Here is a 17,410-nt window from a genome sequence, read left to right as displayed (position 1 = left end):
CAGCGTATACTTCATTTCTTCCCTTTTTTCGCCTTCCGAGGTCTTTCCCATGTTGCTGGCGTTGCGCACTAAAGCGCCGTCCCTGCTGACCCGCTGTCAAATCCCCGTTCAGGTGGTGTTGTACGCGGTGTTATTTGTGATCGCCGATCGTCTCGTTACCGCGCTGCACCTGCCGCTGCCCGCCAATATTGTCGGGATGCTGATGCTTTTATTGCTGATTATGTTTCGCGTATTGCCCCTGAACTGGGTAAAAGCCGGTTCCCGCTGGCTGCTGGCGGAGATGCTGCTGTTTTTCGTGCCCGCCGTGGTGGCGGTGGTGAACTACGCGCAGCTGCTGATGATCGAAGGCTGGAAAATCTTTCTGGTGATTGGTGTCAGCACGGTACTGACGCTTGCCGCAACGGCATTAGTGGTAGACCGGGTTTACCGGCTGGAACAACGTCTGGCGGCGAGGAAGGCATCCCGTGACTGATCTGCTCATCAGCATAGTCTGTTTTGTCATCACGCTCGGGCTGTATTACGCCAACAAAAAACTCTACCGCCAGCGCCGCACGTTGCTGCTGATGCCGCTGGTGTTCACGCCGATTGTGCTGGTGGTTCTGCTGGTTATCACGCACACGTCGTATCAGGATTACATCGGCGAAACCCACTGGCTGCTGTGGCTGCTCGGGCCTTCGACCATCGCGTTTGCGGTGCCGGTTTACGAGAATATGGCGGTGATCCGCCGCCACTGGATGTCGCTGAGCGCGGGCGTGCTGACGGCTATCGTCGTCGCCGTCAGCAGTTCCGTCTGGCTGGCGCGGATGCTGACGCTGCCGGAAGAGATCCAGCGCAGTCTGGCGGTACGTTCCATTACCACGCCGTTCGCGCTGGCGGCGGCGAAGCAAATGGGCGGTCAGCCTGATCTGGTGGCGCTGTTTGTGGTGATCACCGGCGTATTTGGTATGGCAGTGGGCGATATGTTGTTTTTGCGTCTGGCGGTGAAAAGCGGTCTGGCGAAAGGTGCCGGGTTTGGCGCGGCTTCCCACGGTGCCGGTACGGCCAGAGCGTATGAGCTGGGTGCCGAAGAGGGCGTTGTGGCGAGTCTGGTGATGATGCTGGCGGGTGTGGTGACGGTGGTGATGGCGCCGGTGATCGGGGGAGTGATGTGGTGATGATCTTTTGAAAAAGATCTGAAACGTTTAATTTAAATTCAAATTCAAATTCAAATTCAAATTCAAATTCAAATTCAAATTCAAGGTCGTGGGCGTCGGCCCACACCGACCAGAGACCCGGTAACGCGCGGGCCTCTGGACTCCGCGCTTTTTTAACTGCGCGCTCCGCTCGCGGGCTATGTTTCAGCTGCCCCGGTGATAGCCGCAAAATCCCGCCGCTGCGCGGTGCCCTCCCGTCGGGTTACAACCCGCGCAAAAAAACGCGCGGTTTTCCACCTCTCCCTCCGGCGTGATTTTTGAAAGCGGCTTCAGGCTTATACTTCACAACCTCACCATCTTCTTTTCTGCGGGCGATTCAGACATCTTGCTGAACGGAGCGGCCTGGAGACCAAAGGCTCCAGGACCGAGAGAAGGGACCGCGCAGCGGCAAGATGTCCAGCCTGTCGCAGCGGTTTCTGAAACATAGCCTGAGAGCGGTAGCGCGTGTTGAAAAAGCGAGGGGAAATCCAAAAGGGGAAAAGCACTTTCCCCTTTTGGGCGGTTTCGGCGCAGCGCGATAAGTGATCACCGCCATTGAGAAACCGAAACTTTCACTATGCCGTTCAGATGCCGGTCAAGCTGCGGCCTCAGCTTAATGAATCACCTGTGACAGAAACTCTCTTGTCCTCGCCGATTTCGGATTCGCAAAGAACTCCAGCGGCGGGGCTTCTTCCACGATCTCTCCGCGATCCATAAAGATCACGCGGTCCGCCACGGTGCGGGCAAAGCCCATTTCATGTGTCACACACAACATGGTCATCCCTTCTTCCGCCAGCCCGATCATGGTGTCTAACACTTCTTTCACCATTTCCGGATCCAGCGCGGAGGTCGGTTCGTCGAAGAGCATGATTTTTGGCTTCATGCACAGCGAACGGGCGATGGCCACTCGCTGTTGCTGTCCGCCGGAAAGCTGCCCCGGAAATTTGTTGGCGTGCTCGGCGATACGCACCCGTTTGAGGTAATGCATCGCCAGCTCTTCCGCTTCTTTCTTCGGCATCTTGCGCACCCAGCAGGGCGCCAGGGTGCAGTTTTGCAACACGGTCAGATGCGGGAACAGATTAAAATGCTGGAACACCATGCCGACTTCGGTGCGCACCCGTTCGATGTTACGCAAATCATCGTTCAGCTCGGTGCCGTCCACCACGATGCGCCCTTGCTGATGCTCTTCCAGATGGTTGATGCAACGGATGGTGGTTGATTTCCCGGAACCGGAAGGGCCGCACAGCACGATGCGCTCGCGCGGTTTGACGCTCAGATTGATGTCTTTCAAAACGTGGAACTGTCCGTACCACTTATTCACGTTTTCCAGCGTGATCATCATATTTTGTTGTTCAGTGACGTGATGGTCGCTCATGGTTTACCTCAGTGTGCGGAACGTCCGGTGTGAAAGCGTCTTTCCAGATGCTGGCTATAACGCGACATGCTAAAACAGAAAATCCAGTAAACGGCGGCGGCGAAGACGTAGCCTTCGGTCGACATGCCGAGCCACTCGGGATCGACGGTGGCTTGCTGTACGCTGCTGAACAAATCAAACAGGCCGATGATGATCACCAGACTGGTGTCTTTAAACAGCGCGATGATGGTGTTGACCAGACCCGGTATCACCATTTTCAACGCCTGCGGCAGAATGACTAATCCCTGCGTTCTCCAGTAGCCCAGCGCCAGCGATTCTGCGGCTTCGGTCTGGCCTTTCGGCAGCGCCTGCAGGCCACCGCGCACCACTTCCGCCACATACGCCGACTGAAACAGCACCACACCCACCAGCGCACGCACCAGTTTGTCGATACTCGTCCCTTCGGTCATAAACAGCGGCAGCATCACCGAGGACATAAACAGCACGGTGATAAGCGGCACGCCGCGCCAGAATTCGATGAAGATGACCGAGAGGATCCGCACGACAGGCAGACGCGAACGTCGCGCCAGCGCCAGCAAAATGCCCAGCGGTAATGCCCCGGCAATGCCCACTGCGGCGATGATAAGCGTCAGCGTCAGGCCGCCCCACTGGCGGGTTTCAACGCGGGTCAGACCAAAGAATCCGCCGTACAGCATGAACCAGGTGAAGATCGGGAACAGCACCATCCACACCGCGATGTAACGCCCGCGGCGTGGCGTGGCTTTGAAGAATATCGGCGCCAGCGTCAGCAACCCGACAATCAGCGTGAGGTTGATGCGCCAGCGCTGATCAAACGGATACAGACCATACATAAACTGGCCGAAACGGGCATGGATAAACACCCAGCAGGCACCGGCTTTGGTGCAGTCTGTGCGCGCCGTGCCCACCCAGTTGGCCTGGAAAATAACCCAGTTCAACATCGGAGGGATCACCAGCCACATCAGCCATAAACAAAACAGCGTCAGCAGGCTGTTAAACCAGCTGGAGAACAGATTTTTACGCGCCCACAGCACGGCCGTTCCGACTGGCGTACCGGGCTTCACGGCTCTGACTCCCGGAGGAAGTGTTGTCATCGTCATGGGTTTCCCTTAACGCTCGACCAGCGCGATGCGCCGGTTGTAAATGTTCATCAAAAACGAGATCAGCAGGCTGATGATCAGGTAAACCGACATGGTGATGGCAATGGTTTCAATCGCCTGACCGGTCTGGTTCAGCACGGTACCGGCGAACAGCGACACCATATCCGGGTAACCAATTGCGGCGGCCAGAGAGGAGTTTTTGACGATGTTCAGATACTGGCTGGTCAGCGGTGGAATAATCACCCGCATCGCCTGCGGTAAAATCACCTGACGCAGGGTGACCGGATTCGGCAGGCCGAGTGAGCGCGCTGCCTCATGCTGGCCGTGCGAAACCGACTGAATGCCGGAGCGGATCACTTCGGCGATAAACGTGGAGGTGTACACCGACAGCGCCAGCGTTAACGCCGCCAGTTCCGGGATCAGCACCATGCCGCCCCGGAAGTTGAACCCGCGCAGTGCAGGCACATCCCAGTGAACGGCCGGCCCGAAAATCAGGTGCGCCAGCGCAGGGAAAACCACCAGCATCAGGATTGCCCACGGCCAGATACGCCAGACGCGCCCGGTGTGGATCTGCCGAAAATGGTTGTAACGCCTGAGGGCAAAAATACCGAACACCGCCAGCAGCAGGGCGATAAAACCGGCCAGACTGCCCGGCGATAACTCCGGTGACGGCAGGTACAAACCACGGTTGCTGACGAATGCCAGATCAAATGCGTTGAGGCTTTGACGCGGGCCAGGCAGGTTGCGCAGGACGGCGAAGTACCAGAAGAAGATTTGCAGCAGGGGAGGAATGTTACGGAATATCTCGATGTAGACCGTTGAGACTCTACGGATCAGCCAGTTATCAGAGAGACGGCCTAATCCGATGATAAACCCGATAATCGATGCGAATACGATACACAGCGCAGAAACCAGCAGGGTGTTGAGCAGGCCGATAACGAAAACGCGGGCGTAGGTGTCGCCTTCCTGGTAGTCAATAAGATGCTGAACAATGCCGAAACCGGCACCTTTTTCCAGAAATGCAAATCCCGAGGTGATCCCTCGTGTAGTCAGATTGGTAATGGTGTTGTGGAGCAGGTAACCGAGACAGGCTACCAGCAACACCACCGCGAAAATTTGGTAAATCCAGGCTCGTACGGCTGGATTGGTCAGCGAGAACGAACCTTTTCCGGTTGGGCGTTGCGACATAGTGGATGGCCTTTAGCAATCTATCACCGGGAAGTGATGCACCGGGGAACGGCCGGTGCATCAACATCCTTAAACACTTTATTATTCAAACACGTTGGTGATGAAGGGTATTAACGGACCGGTGGTGCGTACTGGATGCCGCCTTTATTCCACAATGCGTTCTGACCACGTTTGATTTTCAGCTCACTGCCCTGACCGACGTTGCGTTCAAAGCTTTCGCCGTAGTTACCGACTTGTTTGACGATTTTCACCACCCAGTCGTTAGGCACTTTCAGATCTGCACCGTAAGTCCCGGTTTTACCGAGCAGGTTGCTCATGTCCGGCGTGGTCGGGTTAGCGGCCAGCTGCTCAACGTTGGCAGATGTCACGCCCATCTCTTCGGCATTCAGCATGGCGAACAGGGACCAGCGCACTACGGCCAGCCAGTCTTCATCACCACGGCGAACAACCGGACCCAGAGGTTCTTTAGAAATCACTTCCGGCAGCACGATGAACTCATCCGGTTTACCCAGTTTGATGCGCAGTGCGTAGAGCTGAGACTGGTCAGAGGCCAGGGTGTCGCAGCGGCCTGAGTCCAGCGCTTTGGCACTTTCATCAGAGCGGTCGAAGGTGACCGGGGTGTAAGTCATTTTGTTGGCTTTGAAGTAGTCAGCCACGTTCAGCTCAGTATCAGTACCGGCTTGCAGACATACCGTCGCGCCATCGAGTTCTTTCGCGCTTTTCAGGCCCGCTTTCTGATGTGTCAGGAAGCCGATGCCGTCGTAGTAGTTGACGCCCGCGAAGATCATCCCCATGCCCGCGTCGCGGGAAGAGGTCCAGGTGGTGTTACGGGACAAGATATCCACTTCGCCAGATTGCAGGGCGGTAAAACGCTCTTTCGCGGTCAGCGGGGTGTATTTCACTTTCTCAGCATCGCCAAACACGGCAGCGGCCACTGCGCGGCAGACGTCAACGTCAAGACCGGTGAATTTGCCTTTGGAGTCCGCGTAGGAGAAACCCGGCAAACCATCACTGATGCCGCATTGAACAAAACCTTTCTTTTTGACTGCATCCAGAGTGGTACCTGCATGAGCCTGACCAGCCAGTGTCACGAAGCTTGCTGCGGCAATCAGCGTAGAGAGCAATATTTTTTTCATTAAGCGTCCTGTGAGACAAAACTGAGAATTATTATTGTGTGAGTGCCTGAGCACCCTGTCTGTTTTGGGGCGTCGCCCTCTGCTCCTGTCATTGCAAAGGGAGTGCCAACATCGAAAAAACGTCCAACAATCTAGTCACAGTAGGGAAATGCTCAGTAACATTGATGGGCGTTATGAAATGTATTGCCCTGTTTCAGTGCGCGGTCAATGTGACTGCCGTAAAACAGTGCGGATAATTTCAATACTGGAGTGGAGAGCACAGAATGCTAACCCGCTTTGTTTCGATTCCGGAGGAAAGAGAACCGGCAGATGTCGTCAGAGTGGATTTCGCGCAGGGGATTGATCAAGGCGGGGGAAGTGTTGTGACAGGCGGCAGTTTAGCCACTGCATCACAAGGCAATAAAAAACCCGCACGAAGCGGGTTTTGCAGGCAAACCGGACAGGTTATTCAGGCTGGCTTTTGCTGCCCGCAATCAGTTTACGCGCGGCAGCGATCTGGTCGTTGTCCGGTGTTTTAGGTTTGGCTTTGTTGAGCGCGGTGCTGAGGCTGGAGCGCCCCCAGAGATCAAAACTGTCGTCATCTTTGAGGTGATCAAAGATGGAAGGGGCTGCGTCTGGTTTTTTCGCCATGAGGAATACCGCTCTCTTATTGGATGTTGTTCAGTTCAGTCGTCAATGAAAAAGCCCGACGCGGTGGCATCGGGCTTGATGTGATATCAGGCTATCGGTAAAGCGACGGCGTGCCCGCCGGGCGGGTTTTGAAGCGGCGATGCAGCCACAGATACTGATCGGGCGCCCGCATGATTTCAGTTTCGATGACGCGGTTCATGTAAGCCGCCGCGGCCATTTCATCGTCAATCGGGTAATCCTGCAATGCCGGTTGAATCACCAGATCATAACCTTTCGCGGCCGGTTTGCGCACCAGCACCACGGTGACCAGTGCCGGTTTAGCCAGTCTTGCCAGCATGTAGGTTCCGCTGGTGGTTGCGGCTTCATCGACGGCAAACAGCGGCGCAAAAACGCTGCCGCGCGGACCGTAATCCTGATCTGGTGCAAACCAGACGGCTTCGCCCTTTTTCAGCGCATGAACCATGCCGCGTAAATCTTTGCGATCCAGCATCGCTTTGTTAGAACGCATGCGACCCCAGGTCTGCACAAATTCCATCGCTTTGTTGTTGTGCGGTCGGTACATCGCCATCATCGGCTGACATAATCCCATCGCGCGGCCACCGAGTTCAAGTGACATAAAATGCACGCCGATGACCAGCACACCCTGATTATTTTCCTGCGCTTTTTTAAGGTTATGCAGGCCGCTGACGTCGAACCAGCGTTTGACCCGGGCGTCTGACCAGAACCAGGCCATGCCGGTTTCCAGTAAGCCCATGCCAAGAGATTCAAAGTTACTGACGATTCGGGCTTCAACCTGTTCAGACGAGAGATCAGGGAAACACAGCTGTAAATTGCGGCGGGTTATCGACACGCGGCGTTTCAGGAAACGCATGGACGTGCGGCCAAGCCAGACACCTAAACGGTACAACACCGGATAAGGAAGCTGAACCAGAAGGAACAGAACGCCGAGACCGAACCAGGTCAGCCAGTAGCGGGGATGTAAAAATGAAGCGCGAAATCGTGGAGATGTCATAAATGCCTAATCATCTGCATAAAGAAACCGGGGTAACGCGTGAGTAAAAAGTTCGGCGCGGTACGGATTATCCTGCAAATAGTGGGACAACACGTGTCTGAAAATGTTTAAAAAACGACGCCCGTTGACGCATTTTTTACACTAACAGACAGTACATTTTTTTTAGAGGACGGGATCGCGATGCTGAGTGCTGTCCGTAGGCGATGAGCGGGGCGAATACGACTCTGATGGAAAGTATAACATGTTCTCCGGCGGTTCCGGAGAGGGTAATTGTCCGATAAACAGGCAAATCGACGTCCTTTTTTAGACGTTTTAAACAACTGATGTAAAACAATACGAATGGCGGTTTTTCACCTCTGAGTACCGGCTCAACACCGCCAGGCTTAAACGGCATACTTCGGTGAAAAAGTATGCCGGAAACGTTTTCAGCGGTAGAGCGGATTGCTCATTACCGAGTAACGGCCGCTGCCGTAAAGTGCGATAACAAGGGCGGCCATAAAGTAGTAAACAATATCTTCAATCGCCCAGGCACCGACCGGCGTCAGCGCGAAGGTGTGGTGCACACCCACCATCAGCCAGGCGACCACCATTGTGGCTGCCGCCGACAGCGCAGCGAGGCGGGTGAAGATGCCGAGGATCATCATGATCGGGGCAATCACTTCGCCAATGATCACGCCGTAGGCAACAAACGCGGGAATACCATAACCCGCCAGCATGCCCTGAATGCCGCCCAGACCGTCGTGCAACTTATGCCAGCCGTGAAAAATCAGCAGGCCGTAGGTGATACGTAACAGCAAAATAGCCAGATCCGGCTTGTTCAGCGCAGCGGTAAAACGCATATAAAGTTGCTTCATTGTTGCCACTCCCCAGAGACATTTTTTGTTCCTCTAAAGTAATTCCTAATGGCGGAATGAATGAGAGAATTATTCTCATTTGGCTTGATCTGGGTTAGGTTTTGAGCAGATTTACAGGAAGGGGTGTTGCCGGATGACACATAAACAAAAAAGGCGCTCTCCTTGCGGAAAAGCGCCTTTTCAAGACAATGACTGATTAGTATCAGTTCATGCCGTATTTTTTCAGTTTCTTACGCAGCGTACCGCGGTTGATACCCATCATCAGGGCCGCACGAGTCTGGTTGCCACGGGTGTACTGCATCACCATGTCCAACAGTGGCTGTTCAACTTCAGCCAATACCAACTCATACAGGTCATTCACGTCCTGACCATTCAATTGAGCGAAATAGCCCTTAAGTGCTTGTTTTACCGAGTCACGCAGAGGCTTTTGAGTCACCTGATCTTGTGAGTTTACGGTAGAAACGGTCAGTACGTCAGAATTCACGCGTTGTTCGAACATAGTTCTGTCAGCTCTTTTTTGTTACGCAAGATTTTCGAAATATGCTTCCAACGCCTCCAGCTGTTCGCTGGCATCCTCTATGGCGTTGAAGGAGCGCCGAAACTGGTCACTCGGGGCATGTTCCTGGAGATACCATGAAACATGCTTACGGGCGATACGGAATCCCTTGCCTTGACCGTAAAAGTCGTGCAATTCCCGTACGTGCCCTATTAACAAGCGCTGTACCTCACCCAAAGGCGGTGGCGGTAACAGTTCCCCTGTGTCCAGATAGTGCTGGATTTCCCGGAAGATCCAGGGTCTCCCCTGAGCGGCACGTCCTATCATCAGAGCATCAGCTCCGGTGTAGTCGAGCACCGCTCTGGCTTTATGCGGGTCAGTTATGTCGCCATTCGCGATAATCGGAATGGAAACACTCTGCTTAACTGTCCGAATACTGTCGTACTCTGCATCTCCATTGAAGAGACAGGCACGGGTTCGGCCATGAATAGTCAGGGCCTGAATTCCACAGTCTTCAGCCAATTGGGCAATTTGTACACAGTTACGGTGTTCCGGTGCCCAACCAGTACGAATTTTCAACGTGACTGGCACATCTACCGCGTTTACGACGGCAGTGAGGATCTGTTTGACCAAATCCGGATACTGCAAGAGCGCAGATCCTGCCAGTTTGCGGTTCACTTTCTTGGCCGGGCAGCCCATATTGATGTCAATGATCTGCGCACCGCTCGCCACATTAATTCGGGCGGCAGCCGCCATATCTTCGGGATCACAACCGGCAATTTGCACGGCTCGGATACCCGGTTCATCGTTATGCACCATACGCAATCGGGACTTGTCCGTCCGCCACACCTCCGGATTGGAGGAGAGCATTTCGGATACAGCCATCCCAGCACCCATCGCATGACATAAGGCACGAAACGGTCGGTCTGTTATACCGGCCATAGGGGCCGCAATCAGGCAATTTGTAAGCTGGTGGTGTCCGATGCGCATAGACTTAGAATGACCATACTGATGTCCGCAAGGGCGCGTATATTACGCATTTTTGATGTGAGATGAAAGGCCAAACTTTGAGCGATTTGATAAGAAAATGCCTAACCGCGATGAATATGAAGGGTGGCGAGGTTTTTTATTGTGTATTTACATCAGGTTAAGTCATTTTGGTTAAATTGTGCGCTTGAATAAATTCCTAATTTCTCTCTAAATCAGCCCGTTATAGCAGGTGATTCTAAGGGCTTGATCGTCGTTTTAAGCATCAACAACCACAAAATTCCGTGATTCAGATCGCCTGATGGTCAGAAAATGACTCTTTTTTGGAAAGAAAAAATGACAGAGGGGAGACGCGCGGAGCAAACCCGCGCTTTCTGCATAATCAGAAAGCGCGGGTAATGCTTATCAGACTTTTTTAACACCCGTAATGCGGCACCATTCTTCTTTCTCGGCGACCGGATCCAGTTCGAACAGGTCCTGGTAAGCATCGGCCACGCTTTGCGCCTGGCTCGCCAGAATGCCGGACAACCCGAGATGCCCCCCCGCGACCGGCAGCACACTGATCAGCGGTGCCAGTTCACGCAGCGGGCCTGCAAGGATGTTAGCGACGACGACGTCGGCAGACAGGTTCTCAGGCTGGTCTTTTGGCAGATACAGCGACAGACGCTCTGAGACGCCGTTACGTTCGGCGTTATCACGGCTGGCCAGAATCGCCTGCGGGTCGATGTCGATGCCGACCACGTGTTTCGCACCCAGCTTCAGCGCGGCGATCGCCAGAATGCCGGAGCCGCAACCAAAGTCGATCACGGTTTTGTCGGTCAGATCGAGGCTGTCGAGCCATTGCAGGCACATGGCGGTGGTCGGGTGGGTGCCGGTTCCAAATGCCAGACCCGGATCCAGCATCACGTTGACGGCGGTGGGATCCGGCACATCGCGCCAGCTCGGGCAAATCCACAGACGCTCGCCAAAACGCATCGGGTGGAAGTTATCCATCCATTCGCGTTCCCAGTCTTTGTCTTCCAGCTGTTCGATTTTGTGCACGAAACCTTTGCCCAGCAGCGGTTCGTTCTCCAGCATCGCCACCACGTCTTCCATGTTGGTTTCTGCGTCATACAGGCCGATAGCGTCGGTATCGCCCCACAGCAGGGTTTCGCCCGGCAGGGGTTCAAACACCGGATTATCATGGGTATCGAGGAACGTGACAGACACTGCACCACTTTCGATAAGCGCGTCGCTCAGCGTTTCCGCGTCATTACCGGTGGTGTTAATTTTCAATTGGATCCAAGGCATAGCGATTCTCTTCCTAGCAATCTGTTAAATCAGTGCCGCCCGGTCAGGACGGCTTGAGTTCGGTTTCGCGTGGCTGTACGCCAAATTTATTGCCGATGTAAAAAGCCAGCAGGCTCAGCGACAGCGACGGCACAATCGGATGCAGACCCGCAATGTGCAGGTCGATACTGGCAAGCAGGGTATAACAAACGGCGCCAACAATCATTGAGCTCAATGCGCCGGTGGCGTTCGCCCGCTCCCAGTAAAGGCCGAGCACCAGCGGCCACAGGAACACGGCTTCCAGCCCGCCGAAGGCCAGCAGGTTAAGCCAGATGATCATTTCCGGTGGACGCCAGGCGGCCAGAACCACCAGTAAACCGAGAATAAAGGTTGCCCAGCTGGAGAAGCGTTTTAACCGTCGCTCATTGGTGATTTGCTCCGGCCTGACGCCGAGGTACAGATCTTTAACGATAGTCGCCGAGGACTGTAAAAGCTGGGCGTTGATGGTCGACATAATGGCGGCCATCGGGGCAGCCAGGAAAATGCCGGCAGCGTAAGGCGGCAGCACGGTGATCATCAGTGTCGGGATCACCTGATCCGGAATTTTCAAATCCGGCAGGACCGCGCGGCCGAGCGCACCGGCCAGATGCATACCGAGCATCAGCACGGCGACCACAATGGTGCCGAGTACGATACCGCGATGGACGGCTTTGCTGTCTTTATAAGAGATGCAGCGCACGGCAGTGTGCGGCAGACCTATGACCCCAAAGCACACTAAAATCCAGAATGACGCCATAAACGGCAGAGAAAGCACATCATCTCCTCCGTGAACAGACACCAGTTTCGGGTCGATCTGTTGCAGTTTATCGACCGCACTGTGCAGGCCGCCGGCAGCATGGATCACCGCGAACAGCAGCAAAATGGTACCCAGCAGCATCACCAGCCCCTGCATCGCATCGTTGAGAACGCTGGCACGGAAACCGCCAAATGACGTGTAGAGCGCGATACTGATGCCGAAAATCAGCAGGCCGGTGTCGTAAGGAATGCCGGCTGCCGTCTCCAGCAGACGCGCGCCGCCGATGAATTGCACGGTCATTGCCCCGAGGAACGCCACCAGCAGGCTGAGGCTCGCCAGCCAGACCAGCAGACGGCTCTGATAGCGTGCAAACAGCATGTCGTTGAGCGTCACGGCGTTGTAACGTCGCGCCAGAATAGCGAATTTTTTACCTAACACGCCGAGCGAAAGCCAGACCGCCGGCAGCTGGATCATCGCCAGCAACACCCAGCCGAGGCCGAATTTGTACGCCGCGCCGGGTCCGCCGATAAACGAACTGGCGCTGATGTACGTGGCGGTGAGGGTCATCGCCAGAACGAAGCCGCCCATCGAACGGTTACCGAGGAAATACTCCGTCAGGAAGCTGCCTTGCTGGCGGCGCGTATAGGCGTATACCGAAAGCCCGAAGACCAGCAGCAGATAGGCGATCAGCGGTAATAAAACTTCAGTCTGCATGGTGATCCTCCAGCGGAATATCGCGGTAAATCACGCGAACCATCAGCCAGCTCAACAGGATAAAAATCAGCGGGACCAGAAGGCAGGCCATTTCAAACCAGTGCGGAAGACCGGTGATGCCCTGTTTATCATCAGGAATATAGGCGGCAAAACTCCACGCCAGCAGATAAGCAATCGTCAGCCCGAATGCCCAGCGGGCTTCCCGGTTGGCTTGCAGAAAACGTTTATCAGATCTCATTTTCTTCTCCCCCCAAACGTAAAAAAGGCCGGAATATCCGGCCTTGATAAAAGAGTACGCAACGGTACGGTCTTTTTATTTTTCCTGCAAACCGAGTTTTTTCTCCAGATAGTGGATGTTGGTTCCACCGTGCTGGAAGTTCTCGTCGTCCATAATACGCATTTGCAGTTCAATGTTGGTCTTGATGCCGTCGATGATCAGCTCTGCCAGTGCATTTTTCATGCGGGCAATGGCCACTTCACGGGTTTCGCCGTAAGTGATCAGTTTACCGATCATGGAATCGTAGTACGGAGGCACAGTGTAGCCTGCGTAAATGTGCGATTCCCAACGAACACCGAAACCGCCAGGCGCGTGGAAGCGGGTGATTTTGCCTGGGCTTGGCAGGAAGGTGTTTGGATCTTCCGCGTTAATACGGCATTCCACCGCATGGCCTTTGACTTTCACTTCGCTTTGTTTGATCGACAGTGGCTGGCCGGACGCAATGCGCAGCTGCTCTTTGATCAAATCCACACCGGTGATCATCTCGGTAACCGGATGCTCAACCTGGATACGGGTGTTCATTTCGATGAAGAAGAACTCGCCGTTTTCGTACAGGAACTCGAAAGTACCCGCGCCACGGTAGCCAATATCCACACAGGCTTTTGAACAACGTTCGCCGATGAAACGACGCAGTTCTTCAGTGATGCCTGGTGCTGGCGCTTCTTCAACGACTTTCTGGTGACGACGCTGCATGGAGCAGTCACGTTCAGCCAGATAGACCGCATTGCCCTGACCATCGGCCAGTACCTGAATTTCCACGTGACGTGGATTTTCGAGGTATTTCTCCATGTACACCATGTCGTTGTTGAAAGCCGCTTTGGCTTCAGCACGGGTCATGTTGATGGACTGCTCGAGATCTTTGTCGCTGCGCACAACGCGCATACCACGACCACCGCCGCCGCCAGAGGCTTTGATGATGACCGGATAGCCGATGCGTTTTGCGAAGCCACGGTTTTGATCCATGTCGTCGCCCAGCGGGCCATCGGAGCCAGGTACACAAGGTACGCCTGCCGCTTTCATGGCATGGATTGCAGAAACTTTGTCGCCCATCAGGCGGATAGTTTCGGCTTTCGGGCCGATGAAGATGAAGCCGGAACGTTCAACCTGCTCGGCGAAATCTGCGTTTTCGGACAAGAAACCGTAGCCAGGGTGGATAGCCACCGCGCCAGTGATTTCCGCCGCAGCGATGATTGCCGGGATGTTCAGATAGCTTTTTACTGAAGGTGCCGGGCCGATACAGACGGTTTCGTCTGCAAGCAGCACGTGTTTCAGGTCACGGTCGGCGGTGGAGTGCACAGCAACGGTTTTGATGCCCATTTCTTTACAGGCACGCAAAATGCGCAGAGCGATCTCGCCGCGGTTCGCGATAACAATTTTATCTACCATGGTACGCCTCGTTATTCGATGACGACCAGCGGCTCGTCGAATTCAACCGGTTGGCCGCTTTCTACCAGAATTGCTTTAACAACGCCGGATTTGTCTGCTTCGATTTGGTTCATCATTTTCATCGCTTCAACGATACACAGGGTATCGCCGGCGTTCACTTTCTGACCCACTTCGATGAAGGCTTTCGCGTCCGGGCTTGGCGTGCGGTAGAAGGTACCTACCATCGGGGAGCGAACGATGTGACCACTGATTGCAGCCGGAGCAGCGGCTTCAGCAGGTGCAGCTGGAGCAACCGCAGCAGCCAGACCTGGCTGCTGTTGAACAGGCATAGCATAAGCCTGTTGCATCATAGGATAAGCCTGCGCAGGTGCAGCACGGCTGATACGAACTGACTCTTCACCTTCAGAAATTTCCAGTTCAGAAATACCTGATTCTTCAACCAGTTCGATCAGTTTTTTAATTTTACGAATATCCATGGGTGTGATTCCGTACTCTTTTTGCGTAGAAATTAGTGGGTTTTAGACAAGCGATTAACCGCTGCCTGTAAAGCAAAGTGGTAGCCGTCTGCGCCAAGTCCGCAGATGACACCCACTGCGATGTCGGAAAGATAGGAATGATGCCGGAAAGCTTCGCGCGCATGTACATTCGACAGATGGATCTCGATAAACGGAATCGACACCCCCAGTAATGCATCGCGTAGTGCCACGCTGGTATGGGTAAAGGCCGCGGGATTGATCAAAATAAAATCGACGTTTCCGCGTGCCTGATGAATGCGTTCAATCAGGACATGTTCTGCATTGGATTGCAGATGGCTCAGTGCCACATCAGCGGCAGCAGCCTGCGTTTCCAAACCTTTAACAATATCGTTGAGCGTGGTGTGTCCGTACGTTTCAGGCTCACGGGTTCCTAACAAATTCAGGTTAGGACCGTTCAGTAGCAAAATGTCAAACTTATGCGCCATTGTGAGCCTATCTCCGGCAATTAGACAAAGATTGTAGAAAATACCCTGATGTCACCGATTTGTCACCTGTTTCGCGGCAAATCGTCCCGTCTCCTCAACATGAGGTCGGGCATTATAATGATATCGTGGCAATTAGCAGCTAAATACTGGTCTTATCAGCGAAGATAATCAACCCTCGTCCGGTGGCAGAGCGTTGATTTTCAGAAATTATGAGGGGCAGAACCCAGAAAAGTTCCACGGCTTATCGCAGCCACTGGCGGAATTTTTTATAACGCAGGGCCAGCAGGATGGCGGCGATCGTCGCGTAGATCACCGGTTGCGGAGATAGCACTTTCACCGACCATAGGTAGTGGATCGGTGCAAGAATGGCGATCAGATAGATAAAGTTGTGCAACTTCTGCCACGCAGCGCCCAGTTTACGTTGTGCCCACAGCGTCGAGGTGCAGGCCAGCGCCAGCAGAAGGATCCAGCTGATGATACCGAGAGTGAGATAGGGCCGGGAAATCAGTTCACTGCCCAGCAGGCGGATATTGTTGATCCCAAGTTCGAGGAACGAATAACTCAGAAGATGCAGCGTGCCCCAGGCAAAACACCACAAACCGAGCAGACGGCGGGTGCGGATCAGCAAGGGTTGTTTGCCGTAACGCGCAACCGGCGTGACCAGCAGGGTGACCAGTAAAAATTTCAGCGTCATCCTGCCGGTAAAGTGCTGTATATCTTTCGCCGGATCGGCGCTGAACCAGCCCTGATCGACAGAAAGCAGCAGCCAGAGAAAAGGCAGAATGGCAGCAAGATAGATAATCACCTTCAGCCAGGTAATATTGGCGGGGGACAAACGGCGCATCGTGGCGTTTCCTCTTCCTTAATAGAACTTACGTAAATCCATGCCGTGATACATCGAGGCAACCTGTTCCGCATAACCGTTAAACAGCAGGGTCGGCTGACGTTGCACGTCGAGTAATCCGCCTGAGCCAATAAAGCGCTCCGTGGCTTGCGACCAGCGCGGATGGTCAACGTGCGGGTTCACGTTGGCGTAAAATCCGTATTCGTTGTTGGCAATCTGATTCCACGTCGTTGGCGGTTCATCTTTGGTGAACTTGATATTCACGATCGATTTGATGCCTTTAAAGCCATACTTCCACGGCACGGTCAGGCGGATAGGTGCGCCGTTTTGCGGCGGCAGCGCTTTGCCGTACACGCCGACGGTCAGCATCGTCAGCGGATTCATCGCTTCATCTATCCGCAATCCTTCCACGTAAGGATAATCCAGCCCGCCGCCGATAAACCGGTCTTTCTGGCCTGGCATATGTTCCGGATCATACAGCGTCGTGAACGCCACATAGCGCGCATTGCTGGTCGGTTCGGCGAGTTTGAGAATATGACTGAGCTGGAAACCTATCCACGGCACCACCATCGACCAGGCTTCGACGCAGCGCATGCGGTAGATGCGTTGCTCGAGCGGGAAGCGCTTCATGATGTCGTCCATATCCAGCGTGATCGGCTTACCGACTTCACCATCAATTTTGATTTTCCACGGCGAAGTCACCAGTTGTCCGGCGTTCGCGGCAGGGTCGGCTTTATCCAGCCCGAATTCGTAGAAATTATTGTAGCCGGTCACTTTATCTTCCGGCGTCAGCGGCAAATCGTTCTGATAAGCCGCGGGTTTAGTGAAATCCAGCGGTTTACCTGAAGGAGCGGGCGGGCGATCGTGGCCTTTAAACCAGGAAAGAATGTCGGCGTTTGCATTCTGTGGCAACGCCAGTGCCGCTGCGCCGATCCCCAGCGCCTGCAACACTCTGCGGCGATCGTGGAACAGGCTTTCTGGCGTGACATCTGCTTCAGTAAGTTTGCGGGGCTTGTGCATGGCAGTCTCCGTTTTCCGACATCATTCGTATTCATGTTTTTTTATGATTATGCAGACAGCATGGCGTGAATCTCATTGTTTTGCGAGTCATGCCAGGAAAATACCGGGTTCTCTAAATGGCGGCTGGAACATAAGAATTCTGAATTAATGGTTTTTTGAATTGCTATGCTATGAA

Annotated in this window: 19 protein-coding genes; 2 read left to right on the top strand and 17 right to left on the bottom strand. The window is 54.1% G+C overall.

Translation table 11 applies throughout. The features are described from left to right. Positions 1-49: 49 nt before the first annotated feature. Together J1779_RS18820 and J1779_RS18815 are read left to right on the top strand one after the other, a co-directional pair. Complete coding sequence (locus J1779_RS18820) at positions 50-472, top strand: CidA/LrgA family protein (RefSeq protein ID WP_183848359.1); 423 nt, start codon at positions 50-52, stop codon at positions 470-472. Continuing rightward, entirely contained in the window at positions 465-1,154 is a 690-nt protein-coding gene (locus J1779_RS18815) for an LrgB family protein (protein ID WP_056776141.1), read from the top strand. The genes J1779_RS18820 and J1779_RS18815 overlap by 8 nt, the downstream gene beginning before the upstream one ends. A 631-nt stretch (positions 1,155-1,785) precedes the next feature. On the opposite strand, the gene J1779_RS18810 is transcribed toward J1779_RS18815, so the two are convergent. The 17 genes from J1779_RS18810 to msrP form a co-directional block, all read right to left on the bottom strand. Further along, a complete protein-coding gene (locus J1779_RS18810; protein WP_056776143.1) occupies positions 1,786-2,547 on the bottom strand; it encodes an amino acid ABC transporter ATP-binding protein in 762 nt (253 codons plus the stop codon). Between the two features lie 8 nt (positions 2,548-2,555). Further along, positions 2,556-3,665, bottom strand: a complete 1,110-nt coding sequence (locus J1779_RS18805) for an amino acid ABC transporter permease (RefSeq protein ID WP_056776145.1) — start codon at positions 3,663-3,665, stop codon at positions 2,556-2,558. A 9-nt stretch (positions 3,666-3,674) separates the two neighbouring features. Continuing rightward, on the bottom strand, positions 3,675-4,853 hold the full coding sequence (locus J1779_RS18800) for an amino acid ABC transporter permease (protein ID WP_217204485.1): 1,179 nt from the start codon (positions 4,851-4,853) through the stop codon (positions 3,675-3,677). A 110-nt stretch (positions 4,854-4,963) separates the two neighbouring features. Then, entirely contained in the window at positions 4,964-5,989 is a 1,026-nt protein-coding gene (locus J1779_RS18795) for an amino acid ABC transporter substrate-binding protein (RefSeq protein ID WP_056776148.1), read from the bottom strand. 444 nt (positions 5,990-6,433) lie between these two features. Then, positions 6,434-6,619 (bottom strand): hypothetical protein, encoded by a 186-nt coding sequence (locus J1779_RS18790; protein ID WP_217204484.1) that lies wholly within the window; start codon positions 6,617-6,619, stop codon positions 6,434-6,436. Between the two features lie 91 nt (positions 6,620-6,710). Beyond that, positions 6,711-7,631 (bottom strand): kdo(2)-lipid IV(A) palmitoleoyltransferase, encoded by a 921-nt coding sequence (gene lpxP, locus J1779_RS18785; RefSeq protein ID WP_056776152.1) that lies wholly within the window; start codon positions 7,629-7,631, stop codon positions 6,711-6,713. 425 nt (positions 7,632-8,056) lie between these two features. Further along, positions 8,057-8,485 carry a DoxX family protein gene (locus tag J1779_RS18780; protein WP_056776155.1) on the bottom strand — a complete coding sequence of 143 codons (429 nt, stop codon included), beginning with the start codon at positions 8,483-8,485 and terminating at the stop codon, positions 8,057-8,059. A 202-nt stretch (positions 8,486-8,687) separates the two neighbouring features. Next, positions 8,688-8,984 carry a DNA-binding transcriptional regulator Fis gene (fis, locus tag J1779_RS18775; protein WP_004097144.1) on the bottom strand — a complete coding sequence of 99 codons (297 nt, stop codon included), beginning with the start codon at positions 8,982-8,984 and terminating at the stop codon, positions 8,688-8,690. Positions 8,985-9,005: 21 nt separating this feature from the next. Further along, positions 9,006-9,971 carry a tRNA dihydrouridine synthase DusB gene (gene dusB, locus J1779_RS18770; RefSeq protein WP_112168396.1) on the bottom strand — a complete coding sequence of 322 codons (966 nt, stop codon included), beginning with the start codon at positions 9,969-9,971 and terminating at the stop codon, positions 9,006-9,008. A 402-nt stretch (positions 9,972-10,373) separates the two neighbouring features. Continuing rightward, positions 10,374-11,258, bottom strand: coding sequence for a 50S ribosomal protein L11 methyltransferase (gene prmA, locus J1779_RS18765; RefSeq protein WP_217204483.1), 885 nt, complete (start codon positions 11,256-11,258; stop codon positions 10,374-10,376). A 43-nt stretch (positions 11,259-11,301) separates the two neighbouring features. Next, positions 11,302-12,747, bottom strand: a complete 1,446-nt coding sequence (panF, locus tag J1779_RS18760) for a sodium/pantothenate symporter (RefSeq protein WP_183848366.1) — start codon at positions 12,745-12,747, stop codon at positions 11,302-11,304. Next, positions 12,737-12,985: a YhdT family protein gene (locus tag J1779_RS18755; RefSeq protein ID WP_122094492.1), complete on the bottom strand. Its 249-nt coding sequence runs from the start codon at positions 12,983-12,985 to the stop codon at positions 12,737-12,739. Before J1779_RS18755 ends, panF begins: the two co-directional genes overlap by 11 nt. A gap of 75 nt (positions 12,986-13,060) precedes the next feature. Continuing rightward, the gene (gene accC / locus J1779_RS18750; RefSeq protein ID WP_056776169.1) at positions 13,061-14,410 is read right to left on the bottom strand and encodes an acetyl-CoA carboxylase biotin carboxylase subunit; all 1,350 of its coding nucleotides are present in this window, start codon (positions 14,408-14,410) and stop codon (positions 13,061-13,063) included. Positions 14,411-14,421: 11 nt separating this feature from the next. Beyond that, entirely contained in the window at positions 14,422-14,886 is a 465-nt protein-coding gene (gene accB / locus J1779_RS18745; protein ID WP_056776171.1) for an acetyl-CoA carboxylase biotin carboxyl carrier protein, read from the bottom strand. A gap of 32 nt (positions 14,887-14,918) precedes the next feature. Further along, positions 14,919-15,371 (bottom strand): type II 3-dehydroquinate dehydratase, encoded by a 453-nt coding sequence (gene aroQ / locus J1779_RS18740; RefSeq protein ID WP_112168390.1) that lies wholly within the window; start codon positions 15,369-15,371, stop codon positions 14,919-14,921. 241 nt (positions 15,372-15,612) lie between these two features. Then, entirely contained in the window at positions 15,613-16,215 is a 603-nt protein-coding gene (gene msrQ, locus J1779_RS18735; RefSeq protein ID WP_217204482.1) for a protein-methionine-sulfoxide reductase heme-binding subunit MsrQ, read from the bottom strand. An 18-nt stretch (positions 16,216-16,233) separates the two neighbouring features. Then, complete coding sequence (gene msrP / locus J1779_RS18730; RefSeq protein WP_217204481.1) at positions 16,234-17,235, bottom strand: protein-methionine-sulfoxide reductase catalytic subunit MsrP; 1,002 nt, start codon at positions 17,233-17,235, stop codon at positions 16,234-16,236. Positions 17,236-17,410 lie beyond the last annotated feature (175 nt).

Source organism: Rahnella rivi, from assembly GCF_019049655.1.
In the GTDB taxonomy this organism is placed as follows: Bacteria; Pseudomonadota; Gammaproteobacteria; order Enterobacterales; family Enterobacteriaceae; genus Rahnella; species Rahnella rivi.
The sequence above is the reverse complement of the archived record's forward strand: the minus strand, read 5'-3'. Positions and strand labels throughout refer to the sequence as shown.